This window comes from Synechococcus sp. CS-603 (genome assembly GCF_977929215.1).
This window is the reverse complement of the sequence record NZ_OZ376778.1, coordinates 1,123,670-1,149,598: the sequence shown is the minus strand read 5'-3', so window position 1 is coordinate 1,149,598 and position 25,929 is coordinate 1,123,670. Positions and strand designations below refer to the sequence as shown.

The 25,929-nt window shown below is 61.1% G+C and carries 34 protein-coding genes and 1 tRNA gene; 23 read left to right on the top strand and 12 right to left on the bottom strand.

Annotated features, from left to right (window positions below):
• Positions 1–9: 9 nt before the first annotated feature.
• From ACXMDM_RS06025 to ACXMDM_RS06010, 4 genes are all read right to left on the bottom strand, one after another.
• Positions 10–609, bottom strand: a complete 600-nt coding sequence (locus tag ACXMDM_RS06025; RefSeq protein WP_071802161.1) for a Sua5/YciO/YrdC/YwlC family protein — start codon at positions 607–609, stop codon at positions 10–12.
• A 114-nt stretch (positions 610–723) separates the two neighbouring features.
• Positions 724–1,662 carry a peptide chain release factor N(5)-glutamine methyltransferase gene (gene prmC, locus ACXMDM_RS06020; protein ID WP_071801009.1) on the bottom strand — a complete coding sequence of 313 codons (939 nt, stop codon included), beginning with the start codon at positions 1,660–1,662 and terminating at the stop codon, positions 724–726.
• A 4-nt stretch (positions 1,663–1,666) separates the two neighbouring features.
• Positions 1,667–2,866, bottom strand: a complete 1,200-nt coding sequence (locus ACXMDM_RS06015; RefSeq protein ID WP_071801008.1) for a DNA-processing protein DprA — start codon at positions 2,864–2,866, stop codon at positions 1,667–1,669.
• A 33-nt stretch (positions 2,867–2,899) separates the two neighbouring features.
• Positions 2,900–3,379 carry an acyl-CoA thioesterase gene (locus ACXMDM_RS06010; RefSeq protein ID WP_071801007.1) on the bottom strand — a complete coding sequence of 160 codons (480 nt, stop codon included), beginning with the start codon at positions 3,377–3,379 and terminating at the stop codon, positions 2,900–2,902.
• A gap of 71 nt (positions 3,380–3,450) precedes the next feature.
• On the opposite strand from ACXMDM_RS06010, the gene ACXMDM_RS06005 reads away from it, so the two are divergent.
• On the top strand, positions 3,451–4,299 hold the full coding sequence (locus ACXMDM_RS06005; RefSeq protein WP_071801006.1) for a universal stress protein: 849 nt from the start codon (positions 3,451–3,453) through the stop codon (positions 4,297–4,299).
• 3 nt (positions 4,300–4,302) lie between these two features.
• Here the strand turns inward: ACXMDM_RS06005 and psbM are convergent, their stop codons facing one another.
• Both psbM and ACXMDM_RS05995 read right to left on the bottom strand, forming a co-directional pair.
• A complete protein-coding gene (gene psbM / locus ACXMDM_RS06000; RefSeq protein ID WP_071801005.1) occupies positions 4,303–4,410 on the bottom strand; it encodes a photosystem II reaction center protein PsbM in 108 nt (35 codons plus the stop codon).
• A 15-nt stretch (positions 4,411–4,425) separates the two neighbouring features.
• The gene (locus tag ACXMDM_RS05995) at positions 4,426–4,890 is read right to left on the bottom strand and encodes a 2Fe-2S iron-sulfur cluster-binding protein (RefSeq protein WP_071801004.1); all 465 of its coding nucleotides are present in this window, start codon (positions 4,888–4,890) and stop codon (positions 4,426–4,428) included.
• A 223-nt stretch (positions 4,891–5,113) separates the two neighbouring features.
• Between ACXMDM_RS05995 and psbB the strand changes: the two genes are divergently transcribed.
• The 13 genes from psbB (at position 5,114) to ACXMDM_RS05930 (ending at position 15,602) form a co-directional block, all read left to right on the top strand.
• Positions 5,114–6,673, top strand: coding sequence for a photosystem II chlorophyll-binding protein CP47 (gene psbB, locus ACXMDM_RS05990; RefSeq protein WP_071801003.1), 1,560 nt, complete (start codon positions 5,114–5,116; stop codon positions 6,671–6,673).
• Between the two features lie 24 nt (positions 6,674–6,697).
• Positions 6,698–6,793, top strand: a complete 96-nt coding sequence (locus ACXMDM_RS05985; protein WP_043368769.1) for a photosystem II reaction center protein T — start codon at positions 6,698–6,700, stop codon at positions 6,791–6,793.
• 188 nt (positions 6,794–6,981) lie between these two features.
• Positions 6,982–7,488, top strand: a complete 507-nt coding sequence (nrdR, locus tag ACXMDM_RS05980; protein WP_071801002.1) for a transcriptional regulator NrdR — start codon at positions 6,982–6,984, stop codon at positions 7,486–7,488.
• Positions 7,489–7,608: 120 nt separating this feature from the next.
• On the top strand, positions 7,609–8,664 hold the full coding sequence (locus ACXMDM_RS05975; RefSeq protein ID WP_071801001.1) for a 30S ribosomal protein S1: 1,056 nt from the start codon (positions 7,609–7,611) through the stop codon (positions 8,662–8,664).
• Complete coding sequence (locus ACXMDM_RS05970; protein WP_499570261.1) at positions 8,648–9,469, top strand: HAD family hydrolase; 822 nt, start codon at positions 8,648–8,650, stop codon at positions 9,467–9,469. Before ACXMDM_RS05975 ends, ACXMDM_RS05970 begins: the two co-directional genes overlap by 17 nt.
• A 109-nt stretch (positions 9,470–9,578) precedes the next feature.
• Positions 9,579–10,838 (top strand): methionine adenosyltransferase, encoded by a 1,260-nt coding sequence (gene metK / locus ACXMDM_RS05965; RefSeq protein ID WP_071801000.1) that lies wholly within the window; start codon positions 9,579–9,581, stop codon positions 10,836–10,838.
• A gap of 6 nt (positions 10,839–10,844) precedes the next feature.
• Positions 10,845–12,146, top strand: coding sequence for an FGGY-family carbohydrate kinase (locus ACXMDM_RS05960; RefSeq protein WP_071800999.1), 1,302 nt, complete (start codon positions 10,845–10,847; stop codon positions 12,144–12,146).
• 160 nt (positions 12,147–12,306) lie between these two features.
• On the top strand, positions 12,307–12,576 hold the full coding sequence (locus ACXMDM_RS05955; protein WP_071800998.1) for a DUF2470 domain-containing protein: 270 nt from the start codon (positions 12,307–12,309) through the stop codon (positions 12,574–12,576).
• A gap of 155 nt (positions 12,577–12,731) precedes the next feature.
• Positions 12,732–13,457, top strand: a complete 726-nt coding sequence (locus ACXMDM_RS05950; RefSeq protein WP_145536775.1) for a ComF family protein — start codon at positions 12,732–12,734, stop codon at positions 13,455–13,457.
• A tRNA-Phe gene (locus tag ACXMDM_RS05945) sits at positions 13,423–13,495 on the top strand. The genes ACXMDM_RS05950 and ACXMDM_RS05945 overlap by 35 nt, the downstream gene beginning before the upstream one ends.
• A gap of 162 nt (positions 13,496–13,657) precedes the next feature.
• Positions 13,658–13,894 carry a hypothetical protein gene (locus tag ACXMDM_RS05940; protein ID WP_071800996.1) on the top strand — a complete coding sequence of 79 codons (237 nt, stop codon included), beginning with the start codon at positions 13,658–13,660 and terminating at the stop codon, positions 13,892–13,894.
• Positions 13,895–14,186: 292 nt separating this feature from the next.
• Complete coding sequence (locus ACXMDM_RS05935; protein WP_071800995.1) at positions 14,187–14,780, top strand: chromophore lyase CpcT/CpeT; 594 nt, start codon at positions 14,187–14,189, stop codon at positions 14,778–14,780.
• Positions 14,781–14,879: 99 nt separating this feature from the next.
• Positions 14,880–15,602 carry a phycobilisome rod-core linker polypeptide gene (locus ACXMDM_RS05930; protein WP_071800994.1) on the top strand — a complete coding sequence of 241 codons (723 nt, stop codon included), beginning with the start codon at positions 14,880–14,882 and terminating at the stop codon, positions 15,600–15,602.
• A gap of 73 nt (positions 15,603–15,675) precedes the next feature.
• Here ACXMDM_RS05930 and ACXMDM_RS05925 read toward each other — a convergent pair whose 3' ends face one another.
• Positions 15,676–16,032, bottom strand: coding sequence for a hypothetical protein (locus ACXMDM_RS05925; protein ID WP_162922864.1), 357 nt, complete (start codon positions 16,030–16,032; stop codon positions 15,676–15,678).
• Positions 16,033–16,206: 174 nt separating this feature from the next.
• Here ACXMDM_RS05925 and ACXMDM_RS05920 point away from each other — a divergent pair, with 174 nt between their 5' ends.
• Positions 16,207–16,683, top strand: coding sequence for a hypothetical protein (locus ACXMDM_RS05920; protein WP_145536782.1), 477 nt, complete (start codon positions 16,207–16,209; stop codon positions 16,681–16,683).
• A gap of 23 nt (positions 16,684–16,706) precedes the next feature.
• Here ACXMDM_RS05920 and ACXMDM_RS05915 read toward each other — a convergent pair whose 3' ends face one another.
• Genes ACXMDM_RS05915 through ACXMDM_RS05905 form a run of 3 tightly spaced genes read right to left on the bottom strand, consistent with a single transcriptional unit; the run spans position 16,707 to position 18,792 of the window.
• Positions 16,707–17,444, bottom strand: coding sequence for a phycoerythrobilin:ferredoxin oxidoreductase (locus ACXMDM_RS05915; protein ID WP_071800992.1), 738 nt, complete (start codon positions 17,442–17,444; stop codon positions 16,707–16,709).
• Positions 17,441–18,163, bottom strand: a complete 723-nt coding sequence (locus ACXMDM_RS05910) for a 15,16-dihydrobiliverdin:ferredoxin oxidoreductase (RefSeq protein WP_259722885.1) — start codon at positions 18,161–18,163, stop codon at positions 17,441–17,443. Before ACXMDM_RS05910 ends, ACXMDM_RS05915 begins: the two co-directional genes overlap by 4 nt.
• Positions 18,163–18,792 carry a phycobiliprotein lyase gene (locus tag ACXMDM_RS05905; RefSeq protein WP_162922863.1) on the bottom strand — a complete coding sequence of 210 codons (630 nt, stop codon included), beginning with the start codon at positions 18,790–18,792 and terminating at the stop codon, positions 18,163–18,165. Before ACXMDM_RS05905 ends, ACXMDM_RS05910 begins: the two co-directional genes overlap by 1 nt.
• A gap of 87 nt (positions 18,793–18,879) precedes the next feature.
• Between ACXMDM_RS05905 and ACXMDM_RS05900 the strand changes: the two genes are divergently transcribed.
• The 4 genes from ACXMDM_RS05900 (at position 18,880) to ACXMDM_RS05885 (ending at position 21,778) form a co-directional block, all read left to right on the top strand.
• Entirely contained in the window at positions 18,880–19,494 is a 615-nt protein-coding gene (locus ACXMDM_RS05900; protein ID WP_162922862.1) for a pentapeptide repeat-containing protein, read from the top strand.
• A gap of 441 nt (positions 19,495–19,935) precedes the next feature.
• A complete protein-coding gene (cpeB, locus tag ACXMDM_RS05895) occupies positions 19,936–20,490 on the top strand; it encodes a phycoerythrin subunit beta (protein ID WP_071800983.1) in 555 nt (184 codons plus the stop codon).
• 54 nt (positions 20,491–20,544) lie between these two features.
• Positions 20,545–21,039 (top strand): C-phycoerythrin subunit alpha, encoded by a 495-nt coding sequence (gene cpeA / locus ACXMDM_RS05890; protein WP_071800982.1) that lies wholly within the window; start codon positions 20,545–20,547, stop codon positions 21,037–21,039.
• 133 nt (positions 21,040–21,172) lie between these two features.
• The gene (locus ACXMDM_RS05885; protein WP_071800988.1) at positions 21,173–21,778 is read left to right on the top strand and encodes a HEAT repeat domain-containing protein; all 606 of its coding nucleotides are present in this window, start codon (positions 21,173–21,175) and stop codon (positions 21,776–21,778) included.
• Between the two features lies 1 nt (position 21,779).
• Here the strand turns inward: ACXMDM_RS05885 and ACXMDM_RS05880 are convergent, their stop codons facing one another.
• A complete protein-coding gene (locus ACXMDM_RS05880) occupies positions 21,780–22,661 on the bottom strand; it encodes a HEAT repeat domain-containing protein (protein ID WP_071800987.1) in 882 nt (293 codons plus the stop codon).
• A gap of 139 nt (positions 22,662–22,800) precedes the next feature.
• Between ACXMDM_RS05880 and ACXMDM_RS05875 the strand changes: the two genes are divergently transcribed.
• The 4 genes from ACXMDM_RS05875 (at position 22,801) to ACXMDM_RS05860 (ending at position 25,699) form a co-directional block, all read left to right on the top strand.
• The gene (locus ACXMDM_RS05875; RefSeq protein WP_145536785.1) at positions 22,801–23,058 is read left to right on the top strand and encodes a Rho termination factor N-terminal domain-containing protein; all 258 of its coding nucleotides are present in this window, start codon (positions 22,801–22,803) and stop codon (positions 23,056–23,058) included.
• 33 nt (positions 23,059–23,091) lie between these two features.
• The gene (locus tag ACXMDM_RS05870; RefSeq protein ID WP_222428267.1) at positions 23,092–23,808 is read left to right on the top strand and encodes a bilin-binding protein; all 717 of its coding nucleotides are present in this window, start codon (positions 23,092–23,094) and stop codon (positions 23,806–23,808) included.
• A 97-nt stretch (positions 23,809–23,905) separates the two neighbouring features.
• Positions 23,906–24,376, top strand: a complete 471-nt coding sequence (locus ACXMDM_RS05865) for a DUF2656 family protein (protein WP_071800985.1) — start codon at positions 23,906–23,908, stop codon at positions 24,374–24,376.
• Positions 24,377–24,385: 9 nt separating this feature from the next.
• A complete protein-coding gene (locus ACXMDM_RS05860; protein ID WP_071800984.1) occupies positions 24,386–25,699 on the top strand; it encodes a HEAT repeat domain-containing protein in 1,314 nt (437 codons plus the stop codon).
• On the opposite strand, the gene ACXMDM_RS05855 is transcribed toward ACXMDM_RS05860, so the two are convergent.
• Entirely contained in the window at positions 25,662–25,898 is a 237-nt protein-coding gene (locus ACXMDM_RS05855; RefSeq protein ID WP_071802159.1) for a DUF8630 family protein, read from the bottom strand. The two genes, ACXMDM_RS05860 and ACXMDM_RS05855, sit on opposite strands and share 38 nt — an antisense overlap.
• Positions 25,899–25,929 lie beyond the last annotated feature (31 nt).

Genomic DNA, 25,929 nt, shown 5'->3' with positions numbered 1-25,929 from the left:
TTCCAGATCTCACTCGAGGCTGAACGAACCAGGCCAACCCTCTGGCATCACAGCACCGCCCCGCAGAACCCGCCAGTGATCATCGGCCTCCCAGCGCAACACGGTGCTGGCCAAGCCAGCCATCGACGGCCAGGGCAGCGGGGCGAGGCGGGGAACGTTCGGGAAAACCGCCGCCGCCTCGCCGGCCGTGCGGCAGGGGGGCGCCCCTGAGCGGTTGGCGCTGGTGGTCGCCAACGGACCGCTGCAGGCCAGCAGCTCCAGGGCGGGATCACTGGCGGGAATGCGCAGGCCCAGGCTCGCGCCATGGGCGGGGGCATTGGGCTGCAGGGCCTGCACCACCACGCCGCGGGCCGGCAGCACCAGGGTGATCGGACCAGGCCAACAACGGGCCGCCATCGCCCGCCACTGCGGCAGCACAGCCAGCTCCAGGGCCGCAAGCAGGCTGCCGGGATCGGCGCCCATCAGGATCATCGCTTTCGTTGATGGCCGCCCCTTCAAGCGCCAGAGCTGGCCGGCACTGGCTGGCACGGCCGCTAAGGCCGGCAGGGTGTCGGTGGGGAAGATTCCAGCAGATCCAGCAGCCAGCGCCGCGGCAAGCTCGCCGGCCATGAGAAGGCCTTTGGCGCCAGTCTCTGGGGGCTGGATCTGCGGTGGGTCGGTCAACTGCACGGGGTGAAGGCGCGGGGTGTCGGAGCGAGATGACAGCGCGGGAAAGCTGGGGGGTTATCGAGCAGGCTCCGGGCGGCGGCCGCAGCTGAAGCGGCCATGGCCCTGGAGATCAGCAAACGAGGCCACCTGCTCAAGGCCTACGCCCGCCAACAGCGCCTGAACCCTCTCACTTTGATCGTGATGGTGTTCCAGCACCAACCACCCCCCGGGAGCCAGCCCGCTGGCGGCACCAGCGGCAATCAGGCGCAAGGCATCGAGGCCGTCCTCACCACCATCGAGCGCCAACCACGGTTCATGCAGACGGACCACCGGCTCCAGGCTGGCCAGCAGTGAGGAGGGAATGTAGGGAGGGTTGCTCACCACCAGATCAAAGGCACCGCAAAAGGCGGCCGCCTGGCCCCACCACGATCCCAGCTGCAGGTCGACCCGATCAGCAACCCCTGCCGCCAAAAGATTGGCCTCGGCCTGAAGGAGGGCGGCAGAACTGCAATCCACAGCCACACCAGCGCTGGTGGGCAACGCCCTGGCCAGGGCCACCGCCAGACATCCGGAGCCGGTGCCCAGGTCGGCCCAGCGCAGGAGGTGGGCTGGGGAATCGGGCGCCTGCTGTGCCATCAGCTCCAGGGCCAGATCCACAAGCTGCTCGGTTTCCTGGCGCGGGATCAGCACGCCGGGGGCCACCTGCAGCTCGAGATCACGCCAGGGGCAGAGCCCGACCAGATATTGCAAGGGGGTGTGCTCGCGCAAATGCTGGCGCCAGAGCCCGGCCAACTGCTCACAGCTGCACTGCAAAACAACAGCACGCTCTGGATCCAACCAGAGATGCTGACGCTCCGGCCCTCTTAACCCGGCGGCCAGATCCAGCAGCCAATCGAACGACGCGGCCTCGCCCCCCTCGGCCAGCATGGTGAGGCGCCAGGCCAGCAACTCGGAACCGGTGAGGTTTTCAACCACCTGAAGTGCCACGCCAGACGCTGGGCAGGAGCTGGTCATCAGCCTAGAAACCTGATCCCCCGCATGGTCGCCAGCAGAGTCCGGGTTCTGCCCTGATCTGGCCAGCCAATTCCAGGCCCAGCAACCGAGAGGCGAGATCCTTGACAGGCAGGCCCAGGGCCAAGCGGAGCTGCTCCAGCGAGGCTCCCCCACCGAGGGCAGCGAGCAGGGCCCGGTCAGAGGCTGAGGCTTGATGGGCGGGATGCCCCCCCTGGAGCGGCCCAGGAGTGAGCGGCACCCCCGCCTTTCCAGGGCAGCCCAGGGGGCCCTGGCCCAGCTGGGCGATCAGATCAGCGGCAGCAAGCAACGGCGTCGCCCCCCGCAACAGCAACCGATTGCTACCGGCGGCTGAGGCCTTGCCAGCATCGGCGGGGACCACCCAGAGGGGCAGCCCCTGCTCCCAGGCCAAGCTGGCGGAGTGGAGCGCACCGCTTTGCTCGGGGCACTCAACAACAATTACGGCCTGGGAGAGCGCCACCTGCAGACGGTTGCGCGCGGCGAAATGGCCGCGCGCTACCGCTGCCCCCGCAGGCAGCTCGCTGATCAGCAGCCCGTTGGTGGACACGGCGGCCTGGAGGCTGCCGTGATGGCGGGGATAAACCCGCTCCAGGGGTGTGCCCAGCACCGCAACAGGCCGGCCGCCGGCCTCGAGGCAGCCGCGGTGGACGGCCGCATCGATGCCTTCGGCCAGACCACTCACCACGGGCCAGCCCGCCTTGGCCAGGGCCGCCCCCAGCTCCCGCGCCATCGAGAGGCCATGCAGGGAGGGCCGGCGCGTTCCCACCACGGCAATGGCCAGGCGCTCGCGCAGCCTCGGCCAAAGCGTGCCGTGACCATCCCAGTAGAGGGCCAGGGGTGGACGGTCCAACTGGGCCAGGGCCCGGGGAGAGGCCGGATCACCGGGGAGAAGCACCCGCCGGGGGGAGGGCAACGGGAGATTGCCGTTGCGCCATGGATCCGCCCCCCAGCGGCGGCGATGCGCCTCGATCTGTGCCACCCGGGTTCGCCCCAGCCCTGGCAGCTCGAGCAACTGCTCAGCGGAGGTCCGCCAGGCTGCCTGCAGCGAGCCGAAGGCGGATTCGAGCTGGCCAAGGCGAGCCCAGCCCAACCCCGGGCAGCCACTCCAAAGCAACCACCAGAGCCGCCGCTGGCGGGGCCAAGGCCCCAGGCAGCTGGGGAACACTCCGGCCACAAGATCGCCCACGGCCTCCGCTCTTCACTTAGCAGTACAAAAATACTACAAGCAATGAAATTCCGGGTCCTCGGGAGGGCCCAGCGCCAAGGCCTTCAAGGCAGTCTCCAGATCAGGCGGATAGTGCCGCAGCAGTCGGCGCTGGCCGCGGTCAGGGCCAAGATCCAGCACCACCAGGTCCACCCGCGCCTCCGCCGCCAGTTCACCCCTCCCATTGAGAAAGCGGCTGCTCCAGATCAGACGTAGCCGCCGGCGCGATTCCACCACGCTGCGCACCTCCACGGCATCGCCATGCCTCAGGGGTTGCCGGTAATCCATCGCCAAGGCCACCACCGGCAGCTCCAGCCCCCGCTCCGAGAGCGCGCTGTAGGCCAGCCCGACCGAGGCCAGGGCTCCCACCCGGGCCTCCTCCAACCAACCCAGATAGGCGCCATGCCACATGACGCCGGCGTGGTCGGTGTGTTGGGGCAACACCAGGCGCCGGAGGCACCACTCACGGGCAGGCGGATTCAGTTGCGGCTGCATTACGACCTTTCCGTCCATGCGATCCCTACAGGGGGCTGAGCCATAAGCTGCTTCAGAACCGCGATGGCCTCGTGTTTCGCAATCTTTTGATCGCCGACTCCGGCAAGGGCAATGTCGAGGAGATGGTGCGCATGTTGCGTGCCCTTCCTTCCTTCAGGCAGGCTCGCCTCAACCTGCTCCATGTCGTCACCGAACAGGCTGGCGCTGGCTTTCAGGAGCATTGGCAGCGGGCCTCCGGGCTCGTGGCCGAAGCGATCCAACGCCTGGGCCTCAACCCCGAAGAGGTGAACGCAGTCATCCGCCAGGGCGATGCCAAACAGACCGTGCTCACGGTGGCCGACGAGCTCGATGTCGACCTGATCGTGATGGGCTCGCGCGGTCTGGGTCGACTGCAGTCGATCCTCTCGAACAGCTCCAGCCAATACGTGTTCCAGCTCGCCACCCGGCCGATGCTGCTGGTCCGCGACGACCTCTACGTGAGGCACGTCAACAGAGTCCTGGTCGCGATTGACGGCACCGGAGTGGGAGACGACGCTCTGCGAATCGCCTGCGAACTGGTGCGTGACATTCCCGGTGGCGTGCTCACGGGAGTCCACGTGAGCCGCAAGGACATCGTTCCCAGCCGGGGCGGCAAAAGCCCGGCCGATGACGTGCTCGAGAAAGCGGTGCAACGCGCCCGCAGCTTCGGTGTGGAGCTCAAGGGGCTGCACCGCACCGGTGACATCGGTCGCGGGGTCTGCGAGACGGCCCAAGAGGTCAACGCGGATCTCCTGGTGATCGCCTCCCAAGACCGGCGTCCTCTCGTGGCCAAGAGCCTGGTCGACATCGACCGGCTGCTCGGCAGTTCGGTGAGCGATTACATCCGGGTCCACGCCCAGGCCCCCGTGCTGCTGGTGCGGGAGCCCGAAAGGAACAACTGAGCTTCAGCCCTGTTGGCGGCTGTTGGTCTGGATGTAAAGGATGATCAGAAAAACTGCCGGCACCAAAACGAACAGCAGGCTGGCCACGAAACCGAGATCGTTGGTTTCCATCGGTGTTGACGGGAGTCACCGGACCGTATCACCGGCCATCGGCCCTTCTGGGCTGTCTTCATCGGTCGTTGCGGATTGCTGCTCAGCGGTCTCCGGCTGCTCCGGCCACGCGGTGGGGCCGGCCGGCAGGGGGGCAGCCAGGGCCGCTTCCAGCTGGGCCTGACCATCGGCAAGCCCCAGCTGCGGACGGGTCAGCACCACCACCGAGTGCTCCACCAGTGCCTGACAGGCCAGGCGCCAATCGAGAGGACGGTTCTGGAGCTTGCGGTCTTCCACGGCCGTGCGGGCACTGAGCGCGGTGGAGTCGCCCGGGGCCACCGCCACAAAGCAGGTGATGCACTGGCCGCAGCCGCCGCAGTTGCCAAGCTTGCCCTTAAGGCCATAGAGCTCGACGCCCTCGCGCAGGGCCACCTCACGCAGATTTTCTCCGGGGAAGCACTCCACATCGAGCCCCTCGCGGACGAATCGGATCACGGGCATGGAGGGTCAGGCGACAGACCCCATTCTCAGGGAAGAGGTTGCGATTTGTAACCGCGTTGGCGTCAATCGACAGGATCCACGGTCACGGCTCGTTTCAGCTGATGGGGTTCGCCCGCCCCATGCCACCGAGAACCCTTACGATCAGCCGACGGATCGATCCAATCGATCGTCCACCGCTAACGCTTGCGTTGCGGCAACTGTTTGTTTCGCCGGATCTACCCCCATGGGACTGCCCTGGTATCGGGTGCACACAGTCGTGATCAACGACCCGGGCCGCTTACTGGCCGTGCACCTCATGCACACCGCTCTGGTCGCCGGCTGGGCCGGCTCCATGGCTCTTTACGAGCTCGCGATTTTCGACCCCTCCGATCAGGTTCTCAACCCGATGTGGCGCCAGGGCATGTTCGTCATGCCCTTCATGGCCCGCCTTGGCGTGACTGGAAGCTGGAGCGGCTGGAGTGTCACCGGTGAAACCGGGGTTGACCCCGGTTTCTGGAGTTTCGAAGGCGTCGCTGCAGCACACATTGTCTTCAGCGGTCTGCTGTTCCTTGCCGCCATCTGGCACTGGACCTACTGGGATCTGGAGATCTGGCAAGACCCCCGCACTGGTGAACCGGCGCTCGATCTTCCCAAGATCTTCGGCATTCACCTGCTGCTGGCAGGTCTTGGCTGCTTCGGTTTCGGCGCCTTCCACCTAACCGGGGTCTTTGGTCCGGGGATGTGGGTCACCGATCCCTACGGACTCAATGGCCACATCGAGGCGGTGCAACCGTCCTGGGGGCCAGAGGGTTTCAACCCCTTCAATCCAGGCGGAATTGTGGCCCACCACATTGCGGCGGGGATCGTTGGCATCATCGCCGGCATTTTCCACATCACCACCCGTCCACCGGAGCGGCTGTACAAAGCCCTGCGGATGGGCAACATCGAAACGGTGCTGGCCAGTGCCATCGCCGCCGTGTTTTTTGCCGCCTTCATCGTGGCTGGAACGATGTGGTATGGCTCAGCGGCCACTCCTGTGGAGTTGTTCGGACCCACTCGCTATCAGTGGGATCAGGGCTACTTCAAGACAGAAATCAACCGTCGTGTGGCCACGGCCCTCGAGAACGGTTCCTCCAAGGAAGAGGCCTATGCCGCGATTCCTGAGAAGCTCGCCTTCTTTGACTACGTCGGCAACAGTCCTGCCAAGGGAGGCCTGTTCCGTGTCGGCCCCATGGTCAATGGTGACGGCCTGCCCACAGGCTGGATCGGCCATATCAGCTTCACCGATCAGGAAGGACGTGAACTTGAAGTGAGGCGCTTGCCGAACTTCTTCGAGAACTTCCCGGTGGTGCTGGAAGACAGCCAGGGCATCGTCAGGGCCGACATCCCCTTCCGACGCTCCGAGGCCAAGTATTCCTTCGAGCAGACCGGCGTTACCGCCACGGTCTATGGCGGAGCCCTCAATGGTCAGGTCTTCACCGACCCGGCCGCGGTCAAGCGATTGGCCCGCAAGGCGCAACTGGGTGAGGCCTTCGAATTCGATCGCACCACCTACAACTCCGATGGCACCTTCCGCAGTTCACCTCGCGGCTGGTTCACGTTCGGCCACGCCACCTTTGCGCTGCTCTTCTTCTTCGGACACATCTGGCACGGGGCCCGCACCCTTTACCGGGATGTGTTTGCCGGCATCGACCCCGATCTCGGTGAGCAGATTGAGTTCGGTCTCTTCCAGAAGCTGGGCGACAAAACCACACGCCGGACGGCCCAGAGCGCCACACCTTCTGCCGGCAGCACGATCAGCTGATCCCCTCACTCCCGGAGAATCCAGATGGAAAGCTTTGCTTACATCCTCATCCTGACCTTGGCCTTGGCCACGCTGTTCTTCGCCATCGCCTTCCGCGATCCCCCCAAGATCGGCAAGTAACACCGAGGGAACCACCGGGTCTCCCCTCAACTCCAACCCCCCTGCTTCGGCAAGGGGGTTGTTTTATGGCTGCCTCGTGGCTACAGCAGGATGGTGCCGGTTCCGGAATCCAGAACGACTGCAACAACAGCCTTCTTATTTCGAGAGTTACTGTTTACACTTGAGTCAAACTTTTGGGCGTCCGTGGGATGCAATGTCCCTCCTGCCAACACACCGACAGCCGGGTGCTCGAATCTCGCTCCGCTGACAGTGGCCGCAGTGTGCGGCGGCGGCGCGAATGCCTGCAGTGTGACTTTCGCTTCACGACCTACGAGCGGGTCGAAACTGTGCCGGTGACGGTGATCAAACGCAACGGTGTCCGGGAAATCTTCAATCGCTCCAAGCTTCTCAATGGCTTGATTCGGGCCTGTGAAAAAACCGGCCTCGAGCCCGCCAGGCTGCAGTTGGTGGTCGATGAGATCGAAATGCTGCTTCAGCAGCGCAACAGCCGCGAGGTCAGCAGCAGCGAAATTGGTGAACTCGTTCTGCACCAGCTCAGCGAGATGAACGAAGTGGCCTACGTGCGTTTCGCTTCCGTCTATCGCCAGTTCCAGGGCATCCACGATTTCGTGGCCACCTTGAAAGGCCTCAGTCTGCGAACGTCACGGCCCCAGGGCGATGGCAGTTCCACCAGCCTGGCGGTCGTGGCGCGTTGATCAGCCCAGGCTGAGCTTGGTCTGCGCAGGGGGCTTTTGTATGATCGATGGTCAGGTGTTTTCTGTCGGCGGGCAGGGCACCACTCCCTCGTTCTGCCAAAGGCAGACCGCCATCCCTTCATGACCGTGACCCCTTCCGAGATCAGCAGCACCGAGGCCAATCTGGATCTCGCCAACGAACCAGCGGCAGATCTGGACCTCGACATCCCGGAAGAGGTTCCCACTGCGGATGACCCAGCCAGCCGGGCCGTCTCCCGTGACTTTGAGAGCGCCGGCTTCACGCTCGATGAGTTCGCCTCCCTGCTCAGCAAGTACGACTACAACTTCAAGCCGGGTGATGTGGTGAACGGCACGGTATTCGCCATGGAGCCCAAGGGCGCCATGATCGACATCGGCGCCAAAACGGCCGCCTTCATGCCCCTGCAGGAGGTCTCGATCAACCGGGTCGAGGCTCTCAGCGATGTGCTGCAGCCTGGCGAGGTGCGTGAGTTCTTCATCATGAGTGAGGAGAACGAGGACGGCCAGCTCTCGCTCTCGATCCGCCGCATTGAATACCAGCGGGCCTGGGAGCGGGTGCGTCAGCTCCAGAAGGAAGACGCCACCATCTACAGCGAAGTCTTCGCCACCAACCGCGGCGGTGCCCTGGTTCGGGTGGAAGGCCTCAGGGGCTTCATCCCAGGCAGCCACATCAGCACCCGCAAGCCCAAGGAAGATCTCGTTGCCGATTTCCTTCCCCTCAAGTTCCTGGAGGTCGATGAAGAGCGCAACCGCCTGGTGCTCAGCCATCGCCGCGCCTTGGTTGAGCGCAAGATGAATCGCCTCGAGGTGGGCGAGGTAGTGCTCGGAACCGTCCGCGGCATCAAGCCCTACGGCGCCTTCATCGACATCGGTGGAGTCAGCGGTCTGCTGCACATCTCTGAGATCAGCCACGAGCACATCGAAACACCTCACACGGTGCTGAATGTGAATGATCAGATGAAGGTGATGATCATCGACCTCGACGCCGAGCGGGGTCGGATTTCGCTCTCCACCAAGGCCCTGGAGCCGGAACCCGGTGACATGCTCACCGACCCCCAGAAGGTGTTCGACAAGGCCGAGGAGATGGCGGCCCGCTACAAGCAGATGCTGCTGGAGCAGGCTGAAGAGAACGAACCGATGGGTGTCACCCTCGACTGAGCCGTTCCCAGGGTCTGCCGTGGCGCCGGTGGCCCAACTCCGGCTTAAAGGTGTTCCACTGGGTTGGCTTCAGGCCGTTCTCTTCGACAAGGACGGCACCATGAGCCGCAGCGAACCCAAGCTGCTTGCCCTGGCTGAAGCCAGGATCTTGGCCTGCCTCAGCCAGGTGGGTTCAGGGCATCGCGCCAGGCTTCGGGATCTTCTGGAAAGTGCCTATGGCGTCAGGGCTGGCCGGATCGATCCGGCCGGGATCACCGCTGTGGCCAGCAGGATGCACAACCTGATCGCCACGGCAACGGCTTTCGCCCAGGTGGGTCTTGGCTGGCCTGAGGCCCTGAATCGCAGCGAAATCCTCTTCGACAGCATCGACGCGGCTGCTGGCAGCGAACCAGCCTCCGCCCCGACCACCAAAGGGCTGGCGCCGCTGCTGCTTGCTCTCGATCGGGCCGGTGTTGTCCTCGGGGTGATCAGCAACGATCAGACCCATGGCATCAAGCACTTCCTAGCGGCCCATGGCCTGGAGAAACACATCCGGGGCATCTGGAGCGCCGATCACCTGCCGGCCAAACCCAATCCCTTGGCCGTCCATCACTTCTGCGCCCAACTGGGCGTTGACCCTGGCGCTTGCGCGCTGATCGGCGACGCCGACAGCGATCTAGCCATGGCGGTCGCGGCCGGGATTCCCCATGCACTGGGCTACACGGCCGGCTGGGCCACCAAGCCGAAGCTGGCCGGCGGGCACCTGCTGATCGATCACTGGTCGGAGCTCACGGTGCAGGCCACAGATCCAGCCAATCACGCCTGAAGCCAACAAGTTCAGGGGCGGCGGCACAGTGAATCAGGCAAGCCTGATGTGAGAAAGGATGCTGGGAACAGGCGATAAGCTCATGGCCAACGTCTTGGATCATCCTTGAATGAGCCGTTACATCTTCACCTCTGAATCGGTCACAGAAGGGCATCCCGACAAAATCTGCGATCAGATCAGTGATGCCGTTCTCGATGCCCTGCTCAGCATCGATCCACTCAGTCGGGTGGCCTGTGAAACGGTTGTGAACACAGGCCTCTGCCTGCTGACCGGCGAAGTGAGCACCACCGCCAAGGTCGACTTCACGACCCTGGCGCGCGGGGTGATCGAGCAGATCGGCTATAGCGGAGCCAGAGCCGGTGGGTTCGATGCCCACAGCTGCGCCGTGCTGGTGGCACTCGATCAGCAATCCCCAGACATCGCCCAAGGGGTGGACGAGGCCGACGATCACGCCGGAGATCCGCTCGACCAGGTGGGCGCCGGCGACCAAGGCATCATGTTCGGCTTCGCGTGCGACGAAACACCTGAGTTGATGCCCCTGCCGATCAGCCTGGCCCACCGGCTGGCAAGAAGCCTGGCCGAGGTGCGCCACAACGGCCTCCTGGCCTATCTCCTGCCCGATGGCAAAACCCAGGTCAGCGTGGTGTACGAGAACGATCGACCGGTGGCGATCGACACCCTGCTGATCTCCACCCAGCACACGGCCGTGATCGATGGCATCAGTGATGAGGCCGGCCTGCAGCGGCGCATCGCCGACGACCTCTGGGAGCACGTCGTCGTCCCCGCCACGGCCGATCTGATGATCCAGCCCGATCGCGGCTCCACCCGTTTTCTGGTCAACCCGACCGGCAAGTTCGTGGTGGGGGGGCCCCAGGGCGATGCGGGCCTGACCGGCCGCAAAATCATCGTTGACACCTACGGCGGCACCGCCCGCCACGGCGGTGGTGCCTTCTCCGGCAAGGATCCCACCAAGGTGGACCGCTCCGCTGCCTATGCGGCCCGCCATGTGGCCAAGAGCCTGGTGGCGGCAGGCCTGGCCGAGCGCCTTGAAGTGCAGCTCAGTTATGCCATCGGGCTGGCCAGGCCGACCAGCATCCTGGTGCAGAGCTTCGGCACTGGAAAGCTGGGCGACGAGGATCTCACCGCCCTGGTCCAGGAGCACTTCGATCTGCGCCCCGGCGCCATCATCGAAAGCTTTGGCCTGCGCACCCTTCCCCAGGAGCGCGGCGGCCGCTTCTACCAGGATGTGGCGGCCTATGGCCATTTCGGCCGGGATGATCTGAATCTCCCTTGGGAGAACGTGGAGGCCAACGCCACGGTCTTGCGGCAGGCCACAGTTGGAAAGATTGCCGCCGGCAGCGCCATCTGAGCGGAGATGGTGCGGCCGGCACCACCAGACACCCTGGCCCTGGGCGTTGATTTCGGCAGCAGTGGGCTGAGGCTCGCCTTGATGGATGCTGAAGGTCTCGCGATTCGTGGCTGCGAACGGGCTCTGGCCTATGGACGACCCTTTTCCGATCCTGAGGGATGGCGCCTCGGCTTGGTTGCCTTGGTGGGCTCCCTGCCCAGGGAACTGCGCTGCCGCGTTGGTGCGATCAGCCTCGATGGCACATCCGGCACCCTGCTGCTCTGCCGGCCGGACGGCTCGGCACTGGCTGAGGCCCTGCCCTACGACAAGGCCTGCCCCGAGCAGGCCGGCAGGCTCCAGGCCCTGGTGCCGGAGGGGACTTCGGCAGCGAGCGCAAGCAGCAGTCTGGCCAGGGCACTGCGACTGATCAACCAGCACCAGGGTGGCCCTTTCCTGCTCCGCCATCAGGCCGACTGGCTGATGGGCTGGTTGCTGGGTCACTGGCGCTGGGGCGAAGAAGGCAACAATCTGCGCCTGGGCTGGGATCTAGCCGGCGGGCGCTGGCTGGGAACACTCCTGGATCAACCCTGGAGCGCAGCCCTACCTGAGGTGGTTCCAAGCGGCAGCAGGCTCGGCAGCTTGAACCCGCTGGCGGCCACAGCCTTGGGCCTGCCGCCGAGCTGCCAGGTGGTGGCCGGCACCACCGATGCCAATGCCGCCGTGCTGGCTGCCGGCCTGGCGAGCGGCGACGGCCTCACCGTTCTGGGCACCACGCTGGTGCTCAAACAGTTCGTCGACCGCCCGATTCAGGCCCCTGGGGTGAGCGCGCACCGCCTGGATCAACGCTGGCTTGTGGGGGGAGCCTCCAACAGCGGTGGCGGCGTATTACGCCAGTTCTTCAGCGATCAGCAGCTGGCGGAGCTAAGCCGCCAGATCGACCCCAGCCGGCCGAGCGGCCTCCAGCTCCAGCCGCTGCCGGGCCGGGGTGAGCGCTTCCCCGTCGACGATCCCGATCGGCAGCCGGTGCTGGGTCCCAGGCCTGTGAGCGATGCCCTGTTTCTGCAGGGGCTGCTGGAGGGGATGGCCCAGATCGAGGCCGAAGGCTGGCAACGGTTGCAGGCGCTTGGAGCTCCAGCGATCGGGCGGGTGATCACCCTCGGTGGCGGCGCCCGCAATCCCCAGTGGCGCCGACTGAGGCAGCAGGCCCTGGGTGTGCCGGTGATCAACCGTCCGGGATTGTCGTCGGCCCTGGGCAGCGCCCGGCTGGCCTGTCGGGGGCTAGGGCCCGAAGATGGAGGCGACCTGCTCCCATTGCCCCCAGAGCCATGAACGAACGCATCAAATCCGTGGTGTCGATGGCCCTGTTCGTTGTGCTGGCCGGATTTGTGGCCTTCAGCAGTACGCGCCTGGCCCTGTTGCTCTGGCAGCGCTTCGGAGCCGGCTGAAAGCCGGGCGGGCCAGAATCGGCGTCCCTGTCACCTGGAAGCCAATGCCCGCCGATCCACTCACTCCCGATGTCAGCGCAAGGATCTGCCTGCACATGAACAACGACCATGCCGAAGCGGTGCTCTCCTACGCCCGCCATTACGGCGGCGTTGAAGCCCCCCAGTCGGCCCGGATGCTGCAGGTGCTCCCCGAGGCCATGGAACTGGAGGTGGACGGCAGCACCGTGGCCGTCCCGTTTGATCACACCCTCACCGACAGCGAGGATGCCCATCGCACCCTGGTGGCCATGCTGCGTTCCATGCCCAAAGGCTGAGCAGGCCCAAGGGCTGAGTAGGCCCAGGAGCTGTGAACCGGATTGCCTTTTGCGTACAGCCCGCTGTTCTGGTCGCTTCGCTCTGCAAAGAGGCCGCAACCGTGAGCGCTCAAGGTGGGAACCCTGAGCAGGCAACCCAGCCTGGGGGCGAAGCCTTGTCTTGGATTCACGCCGTTCTGCGCGGAAGCCTGGAGCTTGTCTGCCAGCCCTGTTGCGCAATCTGCCGCCAGGCCATCCGCTCCGGCAGCGAGGCCGCACTCTGCGAGCCCTGCCAGAGCCGCCTCGCCCTACCCGCCGGCGGACTCCAGGGGCAATGGCCGCTGCCGTGGTGGAGCCTTGGGCTCTACGAAGGGGCCCTGCGCCAGCTGCTGCTCCGCCAGCGAACCAACCCCCAGCCACAAATGCTGCGCAGCCTGGCCGGAAGTCTGCGCCAGACCCTGCCTGCCGAACTCCAGGGCAACGGCCGGATCGTGGCGATTCCCAGCTGGAAGCAGCGGGGGTGCAATCCCTTACCCCAACTGATCTGCCAAGGGCTTGGGCTACCTGAAATCCAGCCGCTGCAACGGCGCCGGCCCACCTTGGGCCAGCACCACCTGAACCGGGCCATGCGCGCGCTCAACCAGGCGGAGGCCTTCCGCTGCCAGGCCAGTGCCATGGGCAAGCCGCCTGGCTGGCGCCGGCAGCCGATCTTGATTGTCGATGACATCCTCACCACCGGAGCGACGGCCAACGCCGCCGCAGTGGCTCTGCAAGACGCAGGATTTCGCGTGGCTGGCCTGCTCTGCTTGGCCCGCACCCCAGCTCCAGGCCGTGATCTAAGATCCACATCTGCTACCTCAGTAGCAAGCCGGGATAGCTCAGTTGGTAGAGCAGGCGACTGAAAATCGCCGTGTCCCCAGTTCAAATCTGGGTCCTGGCATTCATTGATCAGACCATCCCATCCAGCGTCCGCGCTGCTCCGCTCCGTTCCCGTCAGCTCGCTGAGATGCCGGCCATGAAAGGGCCCACTCACAGCAGTCGGCTGACCCATGCGGCCCACGCCCCATTCCTGAGTCGCCCAACCTCCCTCCCAGGTTTCTCCATGCCCATCCCTCCCGAGCAGCCACTTGATCGGCAGTTCACCAATGCCGACAGCTACGGAGTGGCCTTTGACGCTGTCTGGGAGAAGCTCAACCCAGCAACCACAGGCGAGCCAGCCAACCGTGAGTTAACGCTGCAGCAAGCCATCGCTGAACTCAGTGACCATCCATTCGCCATCAGCAAGCCCGAGTTGGTCATGCAGGTCGCCCTGTTCCGCTTGCGCCTGCGGGAACGGTGAGGAAGCACGCACCAGCGCCAAGCGGCCAGCTCGGCACAGGCTCGGCACAGGCTCGGCACAGGCTCGGCACAGCATGGCATGGCACAACTCAAGCTCAGCCAGCTGCCGATGCCGATGCCGATGGAACGTTGATCAACGCGGCCTTGCCTGAATCCAGCAGTTTCAAGTCCGTTGCCAGTCAGTCGCCAGTTAAGGCAGAGCTCATGGAGCCTTTAGAACCTTGCAACAGGTCCTTCTGCAGCCAGGAAAGGACGAACCAGAAGAGCCAAAGCCAAACGAATAGGGTGACGGAATGATGACCCCATCCTCCCGATTACTGATCCAACTCGCTGCGAGTTTCAGCAATCAACGCCAGGCCTTCGAGAATCCTCCTCTCTATGGCCACATCCTGGTTCGATTCCGGCCCTTGCCCCAGTTGATGCCAGGCTCACTGCTACTGGAGCAGGCTTATGCCGTCACTCCATTGCAACCCTATCGAATTCGTGTCCTCACAGTGAAGGAAGATCACCGCGGACTTGTGATCGTCAACCACACCCTTCGAGACTCCAAACGCTTCTGGGGTGCCGTAGAGGATCCCAGCAGGAGGGCTGAAATCACAATGGATGATCTCGAAAGCCTGGAAGGTTGTACCTACTACGTGCAGGAGCAGGGCGAAGGGTTCTTCGGAGAAGTGGAACCTGGCTGCCGTTGCATCGTCAAACGCCAAGGAGTGCCGGCCTATCTGGTGAGCAACTTCCAACTGGATAGTCAAACCATGCAAACCGTCGACCGCGGCCACGATCCCCAGAGTCACGAGCAACTGTGGGGATCACTGGCAGGACCCTTCGTATTTGAACGCCTGGCCGACCACAGCGATGAGCTACCGATGGACTGGCTTGCCAAGTGAGGACGCCCAGGAGGCCAGTGAAGCTATGTAATGATTTCACCTATCTTGGTATAAATATTAGCACTATTGCTTAGTATCTTGAAAAGAACATTGACACGTATGGCACTGACGCTTCTCCCTTACGCGCGCACAACCCAGAACGCACGCGTTGCATCTTTTTCGGTTGGGAACGATGAGTCCATACGCCAAAAAACAAGCCGTACAGAACAAATAGAAAGCGCCTACCGTCAGATATTCTTTCATGCTTTCGCCTATGACCGCGAAGCGATGCTGGAGTCGCAATTCACCAACGAACAAATTCAAGCTCGTGACTTCGTGCGAGGCTTGCTTTTGTCCAAGAAATTTCAAGATGGCTTCTATCAATGTAACAGTAATTACCGCGTCGTAGAGCAAGTCGTCGGGAGAGTCTTAGGGCGCGACACCTTCGGAGCCGACGAAGAAATGGCGTGGTCGATTGTTATTGCAACAAAGGGATTTGCGGGATTCATCGATACTCTGCTTGATTCGCCAGAGTATCTTGACGCTTTCGGTTATGACCAGATCCCCCATCAACGCTCCAGATCTCTACCGGGCCGTCAACAAGGCGAATTGCCTTTCAACCAGAAAGCACCTCGTTATGACGCCTACTGGCGTGAGGTCAGCCAGCAACGAGCCCCCTCAGGGAACGGCCAAGCTGGTCTGAATTTGCCTGGATGGGTGAATGGCCAGCCCCCAAAAGTTATTTTGCAGATCTGGCTGGGCTTGGCGGCCTTCGGCGGCGTAGCCATTATTGGAATTCTACTAGCCACTGCCGGGGCCATGTTGAGCACGGGCTGGAAATAGGCTGTAGGTGCCTGTAATGCCAGAATTGATGGGACAGGTTAAAGCCGATAAACTCTATAACTTTGCAGGCCTGCTACGCCGCGAGAAAGTCTTGACGATCATCAAGGCTTTCCTCGTAGTTGGCATTTAATTCTTGATTAACGTCATCGATAAAATCAGAGTCATCCAGCAAAGGTTCTGCATGGCTGGCTTGAATTCGCTGAGGGTCAGAATGATTCGGTTGTGCGAAGGACTCCAGGGGTTGACCCACCGCTGAGGTTTTGGCATCTAAATAGAGCCCAAGTCTCTGGATCGTGGCAGCTGCTTCACTTAAGGCTTGATCACTCGCCTGACAGCTCAAACCATCCTTCAATCCGGTTATAGTGCCCTCATTCATTAAGGCAGATAAGAGTTCAAGCTGCTCTTCTGCCTCCAAAAGGCGTATGACCAAGGTTTCACATATCTGCGATAAAGCCTCAACCTGCTCTGCTAACCTCTGATGAGATCGGTCCACGGGAAAGATCGCGGATACACGAATCGACTTTACCGCTAATTCGTGGCAAGTCCAGCCTTGGCCACTTAGAGTTTATTGTCCATCTACAAGACTGGTAGATCTGATCAACCCATGGCAAATCCCCTGAACCATCGCTCCGCCTTTGAGCAGCAAACGCGGCTCCAAGCACTGCTGGTTCAGAACTGGGGCAAAAGATTGGAAATCAACGCCGGGGGGGGCAAGCTAATTGTCAGTCTTGAGGCCGATATCCAATCGACTTGGCAGTCAGCAGTGGCAGGTCTTCACTTAACCACAGATAACAATATTGTCTTCGCTTCAGATCAACAGGAAAACGAAAAGCCGTGCATCCTCACCTACGTCGTTGGCTCGGCGTTGAAGGTGACTGGCGCCCATAATCCCGATGAACTCTATGCATTGATGATGGGGATTGGTGTCGATTCTCGCGATGCATGGCTTGTGGCAGACCATTGCGAAGGTCTTGACCTTGGGATGGTGTGGTCATTTTACCGAGATCGTCATGATTTTCTCATTGCAGTGCCACTGATGAACACTGAATTCGCTGCAAGTTTAATGAGCAGCGATGGCTGAATTCTTAAAGCACCGCTCCTCACTCAGCGGTGGTCAAAAAGAAATCCATGGATGTAGGCCTCGGTCCATTCTTCACCATAAAATCTTGTTAGCATACCGCGGGCAGGATCTTTCTCAGCTCGGTAGTCGAGATATCTAAGTTGCCCCTCTTTTAATTGCTGCATCCGTGAATCATCCACTGGATTGGCCTCTGCAATGAGATCAAGATAGAGATCCAGATAGGCAACAAATGCAGCCATCAAAGGCCCTTCAATCAAGGTCTCACTCTCTGCTGTCAGTGGCAACCGGGTCCAGAGAAAGCAGGGAGAGAAGTATGGTTCTGCCTCATCAGGAATAGGGCCTCCATCGGGTAACAGTGCGCGGAAGTGGTCAAACACCGGCCTCAATCTTGACCAGACAGCCTGCGTATGGAGACGATCTCGTTTCAAGACGGGTTGAAGATCCAAAGCGATCAGGTGACCTCCCGGCAACGTCACCAGGTCAGCACCAAAGAAGGGAAGATCAAAGCGGGGCTCCGGGCTGATCACAAGATTCAGCACCTGGGGATTCGGCTCTGCATCCACACAGGCAGCCCTCGCCTGACGGAGTTTGTCATTTCGCACTCCCCAGCTTGTGGTCGTGACAGCGATCGGCTTGGCACGAGACCCGGTGCTACCCACCTTTTCCGCCATACCTGCCGGAATCGGATAAGGCTCCAACGCGAGTTTTGCCGTGATCTGAGTCACAGCATGGTTGAAGAAAGGTTCCCAGCGCCAGGTCATAAGTGTTTGACAGGAGTAGACACAAAAGAAGAAAGGGGAAAAAGGAACGATCGCATAAAACGATTACTCCATTCCTCCCCAAAATAACTGGTAAATAAACCGTGGGCAGGATCACGTTCCGCGCTGTACTGATCGTAAGCACGCTGCAGAGTTTCGACACGATCACTCTGTTCAGGTGTGCTGACTGCCTCTAAGTGCATCGCCGCATAGGCCTGAATGATTTCCTGAAAAGACTGCTCCACCAGCGGCTCAAGCTCGGTGATAGACCCCCGCGCAAATAAAAGAAACGGCGAAAAATATTGATCTGCATCGTACGCACGCATCGCTTCACCAGCAGCCAGGCTTGGATGGCGAGCCTGAATGGCTTTCAATCCACACAAATACCGCTCGGCATAGCTGCTGCCCTGCTCCAAAGGTTGGAAGTCCATGACAGCAACCAACTTATCTCGAACGGCAAAACCAAGAAGATCGATGCCAAGAATCGGTTCCTCTCGACCGAATTCAGGGTAGGCCACAGCATTGAGAACTTGGACAGCATCACCGCCATCTAGTTGCGTCACTCTCCACCGGCGAATACCTGGCGCCTGCCAAAGGCTACTGCGAATAACTGCTCCTTTGCGTGGATTACTTTGCTCAGCCAAATCAGAATCCAAGGGAAGCTGCGTACCTCCTAGACTCTTAATTTGCTCAATCAGGCTACTATGACAATGGTCAAACATTAACGGCGAGCTCCATCCAAATCAACAGCATCCAAATCCAAATTCATGAGTGCCTCACGCCTCAATTCAGCGTCCCGGCGGAGGGCGTGAAAGTCTTGCATTTCATGGCACCTAGTTTCCGTAGAGTAACTGACAAGATTGACTCCTCCCATCACCTGTGACGATCCCACGCGGACTCGCGTGTCGTCACTCAAAAACCAACAACGCTCCACCCCAGAGTTGCGATCATATTCTGTATGGAGGGTCATCACGCCAGCCTCACTGATATCGTAGCGACTGGCGACTGCCAAGCCTTCAAGATAACCAATATCGCGATACATCACACCTCGAGTGACATCTTTCGGGTCAGGAATATCCACCAATACAGCAGCATTATCATTGACGATATCCATCTTCATCGTATTGCTCTGCCAATAAAATCGAGCGCCTCCTACAGCGCCTCCGCCCGAAATGTTGAATTGCTCAGACACCCGCTCCACGGCAGGATCATCAGCACCGAATGGAACAATGACCAGATTAGAACATCCAGACTCATCATCGCTCTCTTCGAAATGGTGCACGGATCGATGTGACAGCCACATTCCAGCGCTTTTCGCCAGGAACTCCGCCATCGTGCGCGGAGAGGTCAACGACCTTGATGCAGGCACAGACAAATCGTCTCTTGTTGCATGCTGCATGATCGGAAGCAGTTTCCAGCAGGCCTAACAGATTTTGTCATGACCCAGAACTTACGTGCCGCAGTCCTGCAGGGAGCGAACCTTCGCAATCAGGACCTAACCGGTGCCAACCTCTGCCGTGCCGATCTGAGGGCCGCAGACCTGCGCGGAGCCCGGCTGGACCAGGCGCGCCTGAGCCAGGCCCGCTACGACTCGGCGACACGCTGGCCTGAAGGGTTCGACTATCGCCACTCGGGTGCCGTCGGCCCCGGTGCCAACCTGTCTGGGAAGTACCTCTGCACCGCCGACCTGCGTGGGATGGATCTGCGCGGTTGCTCGATGCTCGGCGTGCATCTCAGTGGTGCCGATCTGCGCGGAGCCATTCTCGAAGACATCTCCTTTGTGGGCGGAGACCTGCGGGGGGCTCGTTTTGCCGGAGCCTTGATGGCACGCTGCCGCTTCCGGGACACCGAGCTCGAAGGCTGCGACTTCCGCGGGGCTGACCTGCGCGGAGCCGATCTGGCCCAGGCTCGCAGCATCAAAGGGGCGGTGTTCTCAGAAGCGCTGGGGATCGAGGAATGGGCCCCTTCCTTGCTGACACGCTCCAACCAGGAACTGGATTGCTGGAATCCCCTGGCGCGTTGCAGCAGCCGCGACAGCCTTCTCACTCCGTGACGCGCCGATCCACCGATCAAACAGCTGATCAAACAGCTGATGAACCAAGGGAACAGGCGCCGACATCTGGGTTGGGTTGCCGGGGGCCAGGCGCCTGAGGCTGATGGGCAGCAACAAGCGTTTCCCTTGGCTGCCGGGGGGTCCACCGGTTAGCAGTGCGTACGGGCAACAATCGGGACAACGCCTCTGCCTGCTCGGATCCGGATCCAGGGTCAGGGCCTGGGCAGGCCCCGTGGCCAGAAGGGCGAGGCAGGCCCGACAGCCACCACACCAAGACCACAAGCCATCGAAAGACTTCATACTTTCTTCTGTTTGAAGTTTTGTTGGTGGCGTCCCTTGTTAACCCGTCCGGGGGCGAGAGACCTGAAAAACTCTCCTTCAAGTGACAGAGCGGTTTTCGTTCTATTCACTGCGTCATCATCCTTGTTTCTCCCCTAACCCATGCTCGACGCCTTCTCCCGCGCTGTAGTCAGCGCCGACGCCAAGACCGCCACCATCGGTGAGTCCGAACTCGCCGCTCTGCGCCAGTACGTGGCCAATGGCAACAAGCGCCTTGATGCCGTCAACGCGATCGCCAGCAACGCCAGCTGCATCGTTTCGGACGCCGTTTCGGGCATGATCTGCGAAAACACCGGCCTGATCCAGGCTGGTGGAAACTGCTATCCCAACCGCCGCATGGCTTCCTGCCTGCGTGACGGCGAAATCGTTCTTCGTTACATCTCCTACGCCCTGCTCGCCGGCGACGCTTCCGTCCTCGACGACCGCTGCCTCAACGGCCTCAAGGAGACCTACATCGCTTTGGGTGTGCCCCTCCAGTCCGCTGGTCGCGCCGTTGCCATCATGAAGGCTTCCTCCTGCGCCCACATCAGCGAGACCAACACCCCAGGCATGGGTGGCACCCGCTTCAACAAGATGGAAACCATCCAGGGTGACTGCTCCGCTGTCGCGTCAGAAGCCGCCAGCTACTTCGATCGCATCATCAGCGCACTCGGCTGATTTCCTCCAGTCTCTGACTGATCCTTCCCAAACCCATTCGCTTCGAAGTTTCCAATGAAATCTGTCGTTACCACCGTCGTCACTGCCGCTGACGCTGCCGGTCGCTTCCCCACCCAGTCCGATCTCGAGTCGGTCCAAGGGTCCATCCAGCGTTCCGCTGCTCGCCTTGAAGCTGCTGAAAAGCTTGCTGCTGGCTTCGACAAAGTGGTGCAGGAAGCCGGTGATGCCTGCTTCAAGAAGTACCCCTACCTCAAGCAAGCCGGTGAAGCTGGTGAAAATCAGGTCAAAACCGACAAGTGCTACCGCGACATCGCTCACTACCTGCGTCTGATCAACTACTCCCTCGTCGTTGGCGGCACCGGTCCTATCGATGAGTGGGGCATTGCCGGTGCTCGTGAGGTCTACCGCGCCCTCAACCTGCCCACCGCCGCCTATGTCGAGGCCTTCTCCTACACCCGTGAGCGCGCCTGTGCTCCTCGTGACATGAGCCCTGAAGCCGCCAAGGAGTTCAAGTCGCTCCTCTCCTATGTGATCGAGTCCCTCTCCTGATCACAGCCTTGCCCTAGGGCAAAGCCTCCCGTTGCTCTTTTGCAGCCCCTTCTGCGGCCCCACCTCGGGGCCGCTTTTTTGTCTGGCAGACTTCCCCTATCGCCTCACAACAACACCCCGGGTTCTGCCAGAAATGTCGATCGACGGACTGTTCGCCCAACTCAGCCATCCGAATCCCCACCAGCGCGACAGGCTGATGCATGAGATCATCGCCAGTGGTGATCCGAGCGTCAGCACTCGGCTACTCGGCCTTCTCGATGCTGAAGATGTGAGCCTGCGCCGGAGCGCAGTTCGGGCGATGGGGGCCATCGGTCCTGCGGTGGAGCCGCTGATCCGAGACAAGCTCGCCGAGAGCGTCGATCCAACCATCAGCGCCAGTTGCTGCAAGGGCATGGCCCAGATCGCCGTGGCTTGGCCGGATCACAATTTCAGCGCCGAGACGATCCATCTGTTGGGTCAAAAATGTCTGGAGCCCAATCCCGTGGTCCAGCTGACCGCTGTGATGGCACTCGGGGAAATGGGTTCATTGGCTCTGCCAGCCCTGGAATCTGCTCTCAAGAGTGATGATCTTGCTGTGATCATGGCAACACTGAATGCCCTGGCCTCCATGAATCATGCCGAGGGCAAGCTATTGGTCGAACAGTTCCTGGCTGATGGAGCCCACAGGGAAGACAGCATGATTCAGCAAGCGGCAACCCAGGCCCTGGATCGCTTCAGCGAACAGGCTTGGCAGAGCTGAATCAATCGATTTTGATGAGCTGCTCAAGCTGGCGAATTGCCAGTTCCATCACGGGGATCACACTGGGGTCTTTCTCTGCATGGGCGGCATCTCTCACCTGGCTGAGCACACCAGGATCTTTTTGTTTGACGAGAGCCAGTGCTGCGACCCTGCGCACAACTCCAGATGAATCGGCAAGCCCGATAAGAAGCTGAGGCAGGTATTGAGGATCGAGCAGATTACCTAAAGCCGTGACAACCTCAGCGCGAACATCCGCCGAAGGATCCGAGTAACACTGAATCAGCAGTGCGATCAGTTCAGCATCCTGACTGGAGCGTATCTGCTCCGCAATCACCTCCACCAAGGCCGCGCGCTGATCCGGGTTCCCCGTCTGCATGGTTTCAGCCAAGGGCCCAACCTCCTCAGCGCCAATAAACGAGAGGGCCCACCGGGCCAATCCTTTAACGATGGCACCCGCATCAGGATCCTGAAGTTGTTTCATCAGGAACGGAACCGCGTCGGCGCCACAACGGGCCATGGCACCAGCCGCCGAGCCCTGCACCACCGGATCGGGATCATGACTGAGGGCAGCATCAAGATCTGACAGGGCTTCTGGGGCCTCAATCAGGGTCAGCGTCTTGGCAGCAGCACGACGAACCGCCACATTCTCGTGCCCGCGCAGGGCCTTGAGCAGGAACGGAATGGCTGGGCGGCCAATCGCTCCGAGCGTCTCGGCGAAGTTGAAGCGCACAAGACCGCGGGGATCCGCCAATCCCTCAACAACGCGCGCCAAGGCCTTCGGGTCATCGCCGCAGAATTGACCGTTGGCCAGGGCAGAGCGCACTTCAGCCAGCAGGGCATCATTTTCCTTCGGCGTGAACTGAGGTGAAACCGTACCGCTCATTGAGAGTCCTGGTCTTGGAAAGCCATTCTCCAACATGCAGCATCACCTCGGTATTGGATCACGAGTTCTGAAGAGTTCTTGCCAATACCAAAGCCTGGTCCTAGATAGGGCCCCATCAACAGGCCCAATGTTCGCAAGTATGGAAAAACTGATTCCAGTGGCTCACCAACGCCCCTGGCATTTCCTTACCAGAACCGGGAAATACCCTACTTCAGATGAGTCTATGGGCTCGGCAAAACATGGCGAACCAACAACTGTAATAACTGATTCGGGTTTCAAAAATTCTTTAGCAAAACTCAGCTTATCTGAACTTCGCAAGCAGGCCGCACGGCAAGGCATTGACAATGCAGGAAAACTTTCCAAAGCCAAATTGATCGAGCGACTACTCACGAGCTGAGGCCCTACAGCTTCGAATCAGGCCCGTCTAACCTTGATCCTGCTCAAAAGCAGTGGCCCTGTCGTTTCTTCAAGACTGCTACCTCAGACTTCTGGCCCAAAGCTTTCATTATTGTCGTTGCCAACTCAGATCATGCGCTCGTCGATGGAACAACAATCGCCTTCGGCGCACATGAAAGCACTGATCGCCCAGGCTCGCCTATTCACGCTGCCCAATTCCTTGTCACTCAGCAATGAGCACGTCCAATACCTCCTTGAGGCGGATCAAGCGAAGCGACTGCTGCATGGCGAAGAGCTCCAAGCCCTCTGTAGCGAATCACAGGCAGATCAGGAAGACATTCTGAATTTTCAACGCTTGATGCCATCGCTTGTGGAGCATGCCAAATCAACCCTTCATGGGCAGTTTCCACAGCTGTTCACAATCGGCGGTTCCCTGCACACTCCCGATCGATCCAAGGCTTGTTGGCGCGATCTCTGGCATTTTCTGCGCATCGCCAGCTATGGCGCAGCCATCGGTGAGGCGGGCTTCTGCGACCAGCAGGGCTATGCCGCGACCATGGAGCTCTATCGGCTGCTCGATGTTCCGGTCGACGCCATGGCTTCAGCCCTGCTGGACATGGCCAGCACCTATCGCGCGCAGCTCCAACCTTCAGCCATCTCCGCCACCCAGCAGCTGTTGCTCTTGGGCCTCGCTGGCATCCACTCGGCCCTTGAGGAATCCCACCACTTGAGCTGGAGCACCACTGGTTAATGTCCTTGGAACCAGATTATTGGCTTTCCCCGTGACGACTGCATGGCGGTAGCGCGAACCACAATCAGATAAAATGAATCAAGACAGATCACCAGCTATGGCCACTGACACCAGCTTCGTGATCTCCCACAACTTCCAGTTACCGAGCGAGAGCTACGCTGATTTACGGGGAAGCGCCTTGGTTGAGCTTCTCACAGACGGGCTGGACACCGGAATCACCACTGGAGCGGCCAATGGAATCGCCATTAAAGAACTTGTGCACCCGCATTGGCGCGCCAAGGTAACCGCACCACTGGAGCCAATCGCTTTGGCCCGCCTTCTCGGCCAGACCTTGCGCAACCAGCGTGTGCGGGCCGGGGAATCTGATGCTTATACCGTGCTGCTTTTAGGAGGCCGAAAGGATCAACCAGGACAGCTTGGATCTCCACTGCAGCTCGGAGGGTGGGGTGTCGACCTGGTGGAGACCAACAGTCCCGAAGCCTTTCTCAAGGGGATCTCCTGGGAGGCCCTGAAGGGCGCTCGTCCGATCGATGCCGTCTTCGAAATCTGGGAACCTCAGTGCCAGTGACTTCAGACCATGTCAGATCACCGTTTTTTCAACATTCATCCCGGCCTCGGCAAGGATGAAGCCATCTCCATGCTGCTGAGACCGCTCAAGGATCTCGACCTTGAGAGTGACCGCTACACGGCAGCCGCGCACCTGATCAATTTTCCTGGAGAGGACACCGAAGCGGCACTGATGGCCTGCCTCCAGGACACAGACGGGGCCCAAGCCCAGAGGATTGCGCGGCGCAAATCAGTAGAAACCCTCGCCCGGCTGGGCTGCCGGCGTGCCACAGCGGGCATCGTCGACTGTCTGACAAGTCAGGATCCCTATCTTGTCGAGAATGCAGCCTGGGCCTTGGGTCAACTGGGCGCAGACGATGCGGGAATCCAGGCCAGCCTGATCGAGTTGCTGGCCGACCCCAGCCAGAGCAGGAGAGTCATCGTGCAGGTTCTCGCCCGCCAGCGATGCCAGGCCGCCCTCGAACCCATCGCGGCTTTCGTGGATGCCGACGACGGGATGCTGGCCACGGCCGCTATCACAGCCTGCGCATTGATCTCGGGCAATGGCTCAGAGTTGGAGCAATTGGAGCCGTTCCTGTTTCACCCCAATGTGAACGTCAGGCGAGGCGTCATCCAAGACCTGATGGACGTGGGTTGGCTGCCGGCCATTCCACGCATCGGACAAGCCCCTGTCTCGCCTGTGTTCCGGTTACGGGGAATCCGTCATCTGGCCAGCCTTGCCGGCAACACAGACGCGGCCTGCTTCGGCGAGCCTCTCTCCGATGAGCTGCTGTTAGATGTCCTCGATCGTCAACTCGATGATCGCCCCGAAAGCTTGCAACTGGTTCATCGTTACGACCAGCCCCAAGCGCTTGAATCCTTGGTACGTGAGCTGTACGGAACCGACTTCGGACGCACCTACCTGGCGATCGTCTCCTTGGAGGAGCAGTTCGGCAAAGCGGCCTTACCGGCCCTGGTTAGCAGCTTTGAGCAGGAGGGCTGGAACGACTACGGAGCCCACTACCACATGATGCATCTCTTCGGACGACTGGGCGACCCGATGCTGCTGCCGTTGGTGATCGATGGGCTCAACAACCAGCGGCCCCAATTTCTGAAATCCCGACCGGCTGCAGCCCTGGCCCTGGCACGGCTGCAAACAACGGAGGCCGGAAGCGTGTTGCAGGAGCATGCGGTCAGTGCCAGAAGCTGGGAGCTGCGCTACGCCTGTGTGATGGCCCTGGAAAGCCTCGGCCTCAACCCACCAGAGGCGTGCTTGAGCGACGGAGATCGGCTGGTTGGCCTACGGGCTAGGCGTTGCCGGCGCGTTGTTGGCCCAACTGACTGAGCAGCTGGTCAACCTCCTTAATTTCGGGATGCTCGAGCAGGTCACGCTCCACCCGTGCCTGGGGAAGCTTCAGCTTGTGGCCCATGGTCATCACGTCCTGCACCAACCGCTGCCGGTAGGCCTGCAGGTCTTGAATGGCGAGCTCAAGCTCCCCCGGGCCTTCTGAACTGGTGATGGAACGATCGCTGAGGTCTGGCATCAAGGCGTTTTGGGGCCCAACCGACCCATCT

Coding starts and splice junctions, on each gene's coding strand:
- ACXMDM_RS05940 (WP_071800996.1), top strand. CDS start 13,658: ATGCCCATCCCTCCCGAGCAGCCACTTGATCGGCAGTTCACCAATGCC.
- ACXMDM_RS05975 (WP_071801001.1), top strand. CDS start 7,609: ATGACCGTGACCCCTTCCGAGATCAGCAGCACCGAGGCCAATCTGGAT.
- ACXMDM_RS05920 (WP_145536782.1), top strand. CDS start 16,207: ATGGCAAATCCCCTGAACCATCGCTCCGCCTTTGAGCAGCAAACGCGG.
- cpeB (WP_071800983.1), top strand. CDS start 19,936: ATGCTCGACGCCTTCTCCCGCGCTGTAGTCAGCGCCGACGCCAAGACC.
- cpeA (WP_071800982.1), top strand. CDS start 20,545: ATGAAATCTGTCGTTACCACCGTCGTCACTGCCGCTGACGCTGCCGGT.
- prmC (WP_071801009.1), bottom strand. CDS start 1,662: ATGACCAGCTCCTGCCCAGCGTCTGGCGTGGCACTTCAGGTGGTTGAA.
- psbB (WP_071801003.1), top strand. CDS start 5,114: ATGGGACTGCCCTGGTATCGGGTGCACACAGTCGTGATCAACGACCCG.
- ACXMDM_RS05995 (WP_071801004.1), bottom strand. CDS start 4,890: ATGCCCGTGATCCGATTCGTCCGCGAGGGGCTCGATGTGGAGTGCTTC.
- ACXMDM_RS05860 (WP_071800984.1), top strand. CDS start 24,386: ATGTCAGATCACCGTTTTTTCAACATTCATCCCGGCCTCGGCAAGGAT.
- ACXMDM_RS06010 (WP_071801007.1), bottom strand. CDS start 3,379: ATGCAGCCGCAACTGAATCCGCCTGCCCGTGAGTGGTGCCTCCGGCGC.
- ACXMDM_RS05865 (WP_071800985.1), top strand. CDS start 23,906: ATGGCCACTGACACCAGCTTCGTGATCTCCCACAACTTCCAGTTACCG.
- metK (WP_071801000.1), top strand. CDS start 9,579: ATGAGCCGTTACATCTTCACCTCTGAATCGGTCACAGAAGGGCATCCC.
- psbM (WP_071801005.1), bottom strand. CDS start 4,410: ATGGAAACCAACGATCTCGGTTTCGTGGCCAGCCTGCTGTTCGTTTTG.
- ACXMDM_RS06025 (WP_071802161.1), bottom strand. CDS start 609: ATGGCCGGCGAGCTTGCCGCGGCGCTGGCTGCTGGATCTGCTGGAATC.
- ACXMDM_RS05915 (WP_071800992.1), bottom strand. CDS start 17,444: ATGACCTGGCGCTGGGAACCTTTCTTCAACCATGCTGTGACTCAGATC.
- ACXMDM_RS05955 (WP_071800998.1), top strand. CDS start 12,307: ATGCCCGCCGATCCACTCACTCCCGATGTCAGCGCAAGGATCTGCCTG.
- ACXMDM_RS05855 (WP_071802159.1), bottom strand. CDS start 25,898: ATGCCAGACCTCAGCGATCGTTCCATCACCAGTTCAGAAGGCCCGGGG.
- ACXMDM_RS05900 (WP_162922862.1), top strand. CDS start 18,880: ATGACCCAGAACTTACGTGCCGCAGTCCTGCAGGGAGCGAACCTTCGC.
- nrdR (WP_071801002.1), top strand. CDS start 6,982: ATGCAATGTCCCTCCTGCCAACACACCGACAGCCGGGTGCTCGAATCT.
- ACXMDM_RS05935 (WP_071800995.1), top strand. CDS start 14,187: ATGATGACCCCATCCTCCCGATTACTGATCCAACTCGCTGCGAGTTTC.
- ACXMDM_RS05875 (WP_145536785.1), top strand. CDS start 22,801: ATGGAAAAACTGATTCCAGTGGCTCACCAACGCCCCTGGCATTTCCTT.
- ACXMDM_RS05910 (WP_259722885.1), bottom strand. CDS start 18,163: ATGTTTGACCATTGTCATAGTAGCCTGATTGAGCAAATTAAGAGTCTA.
- ACXMDM_RS05960 (WP_071800999.1), top strand. CDS start 10,845: ATGGTGCGGCCGGCACCACCAGACACCCTGGCCCTGGGCGTTGATTTC.
- ACXMDM_RS05930 (WP_071800994.1), top strand. CDS start 14,880: ATGGCACTGACGCTTCTCCCTTACGCGCGCACAACCCAGAACGCACGC.
- ACXMDM_RS05985 (WP_043368769.1), top strand. CDS start 6,698: ATGGAAAGCTTTGCTTACATCCTCATCCTGACCTTGGCCTTGGCCACG.
- ACXMDM_RS05885 (WP_071800988.1), top strand. CDS start 21,173: ATGTCGATCGACGGACTGTTCGCCCAACTCAGCCATCCGAATCCCCAC.
- ACXMDM_RS05880 (WP_071800987.1), bottom strand. CDS start 22,661: ATGAGCGGTACGGTTTCACCTCAGTTCACGCCGAAGGAAAATGATGCC.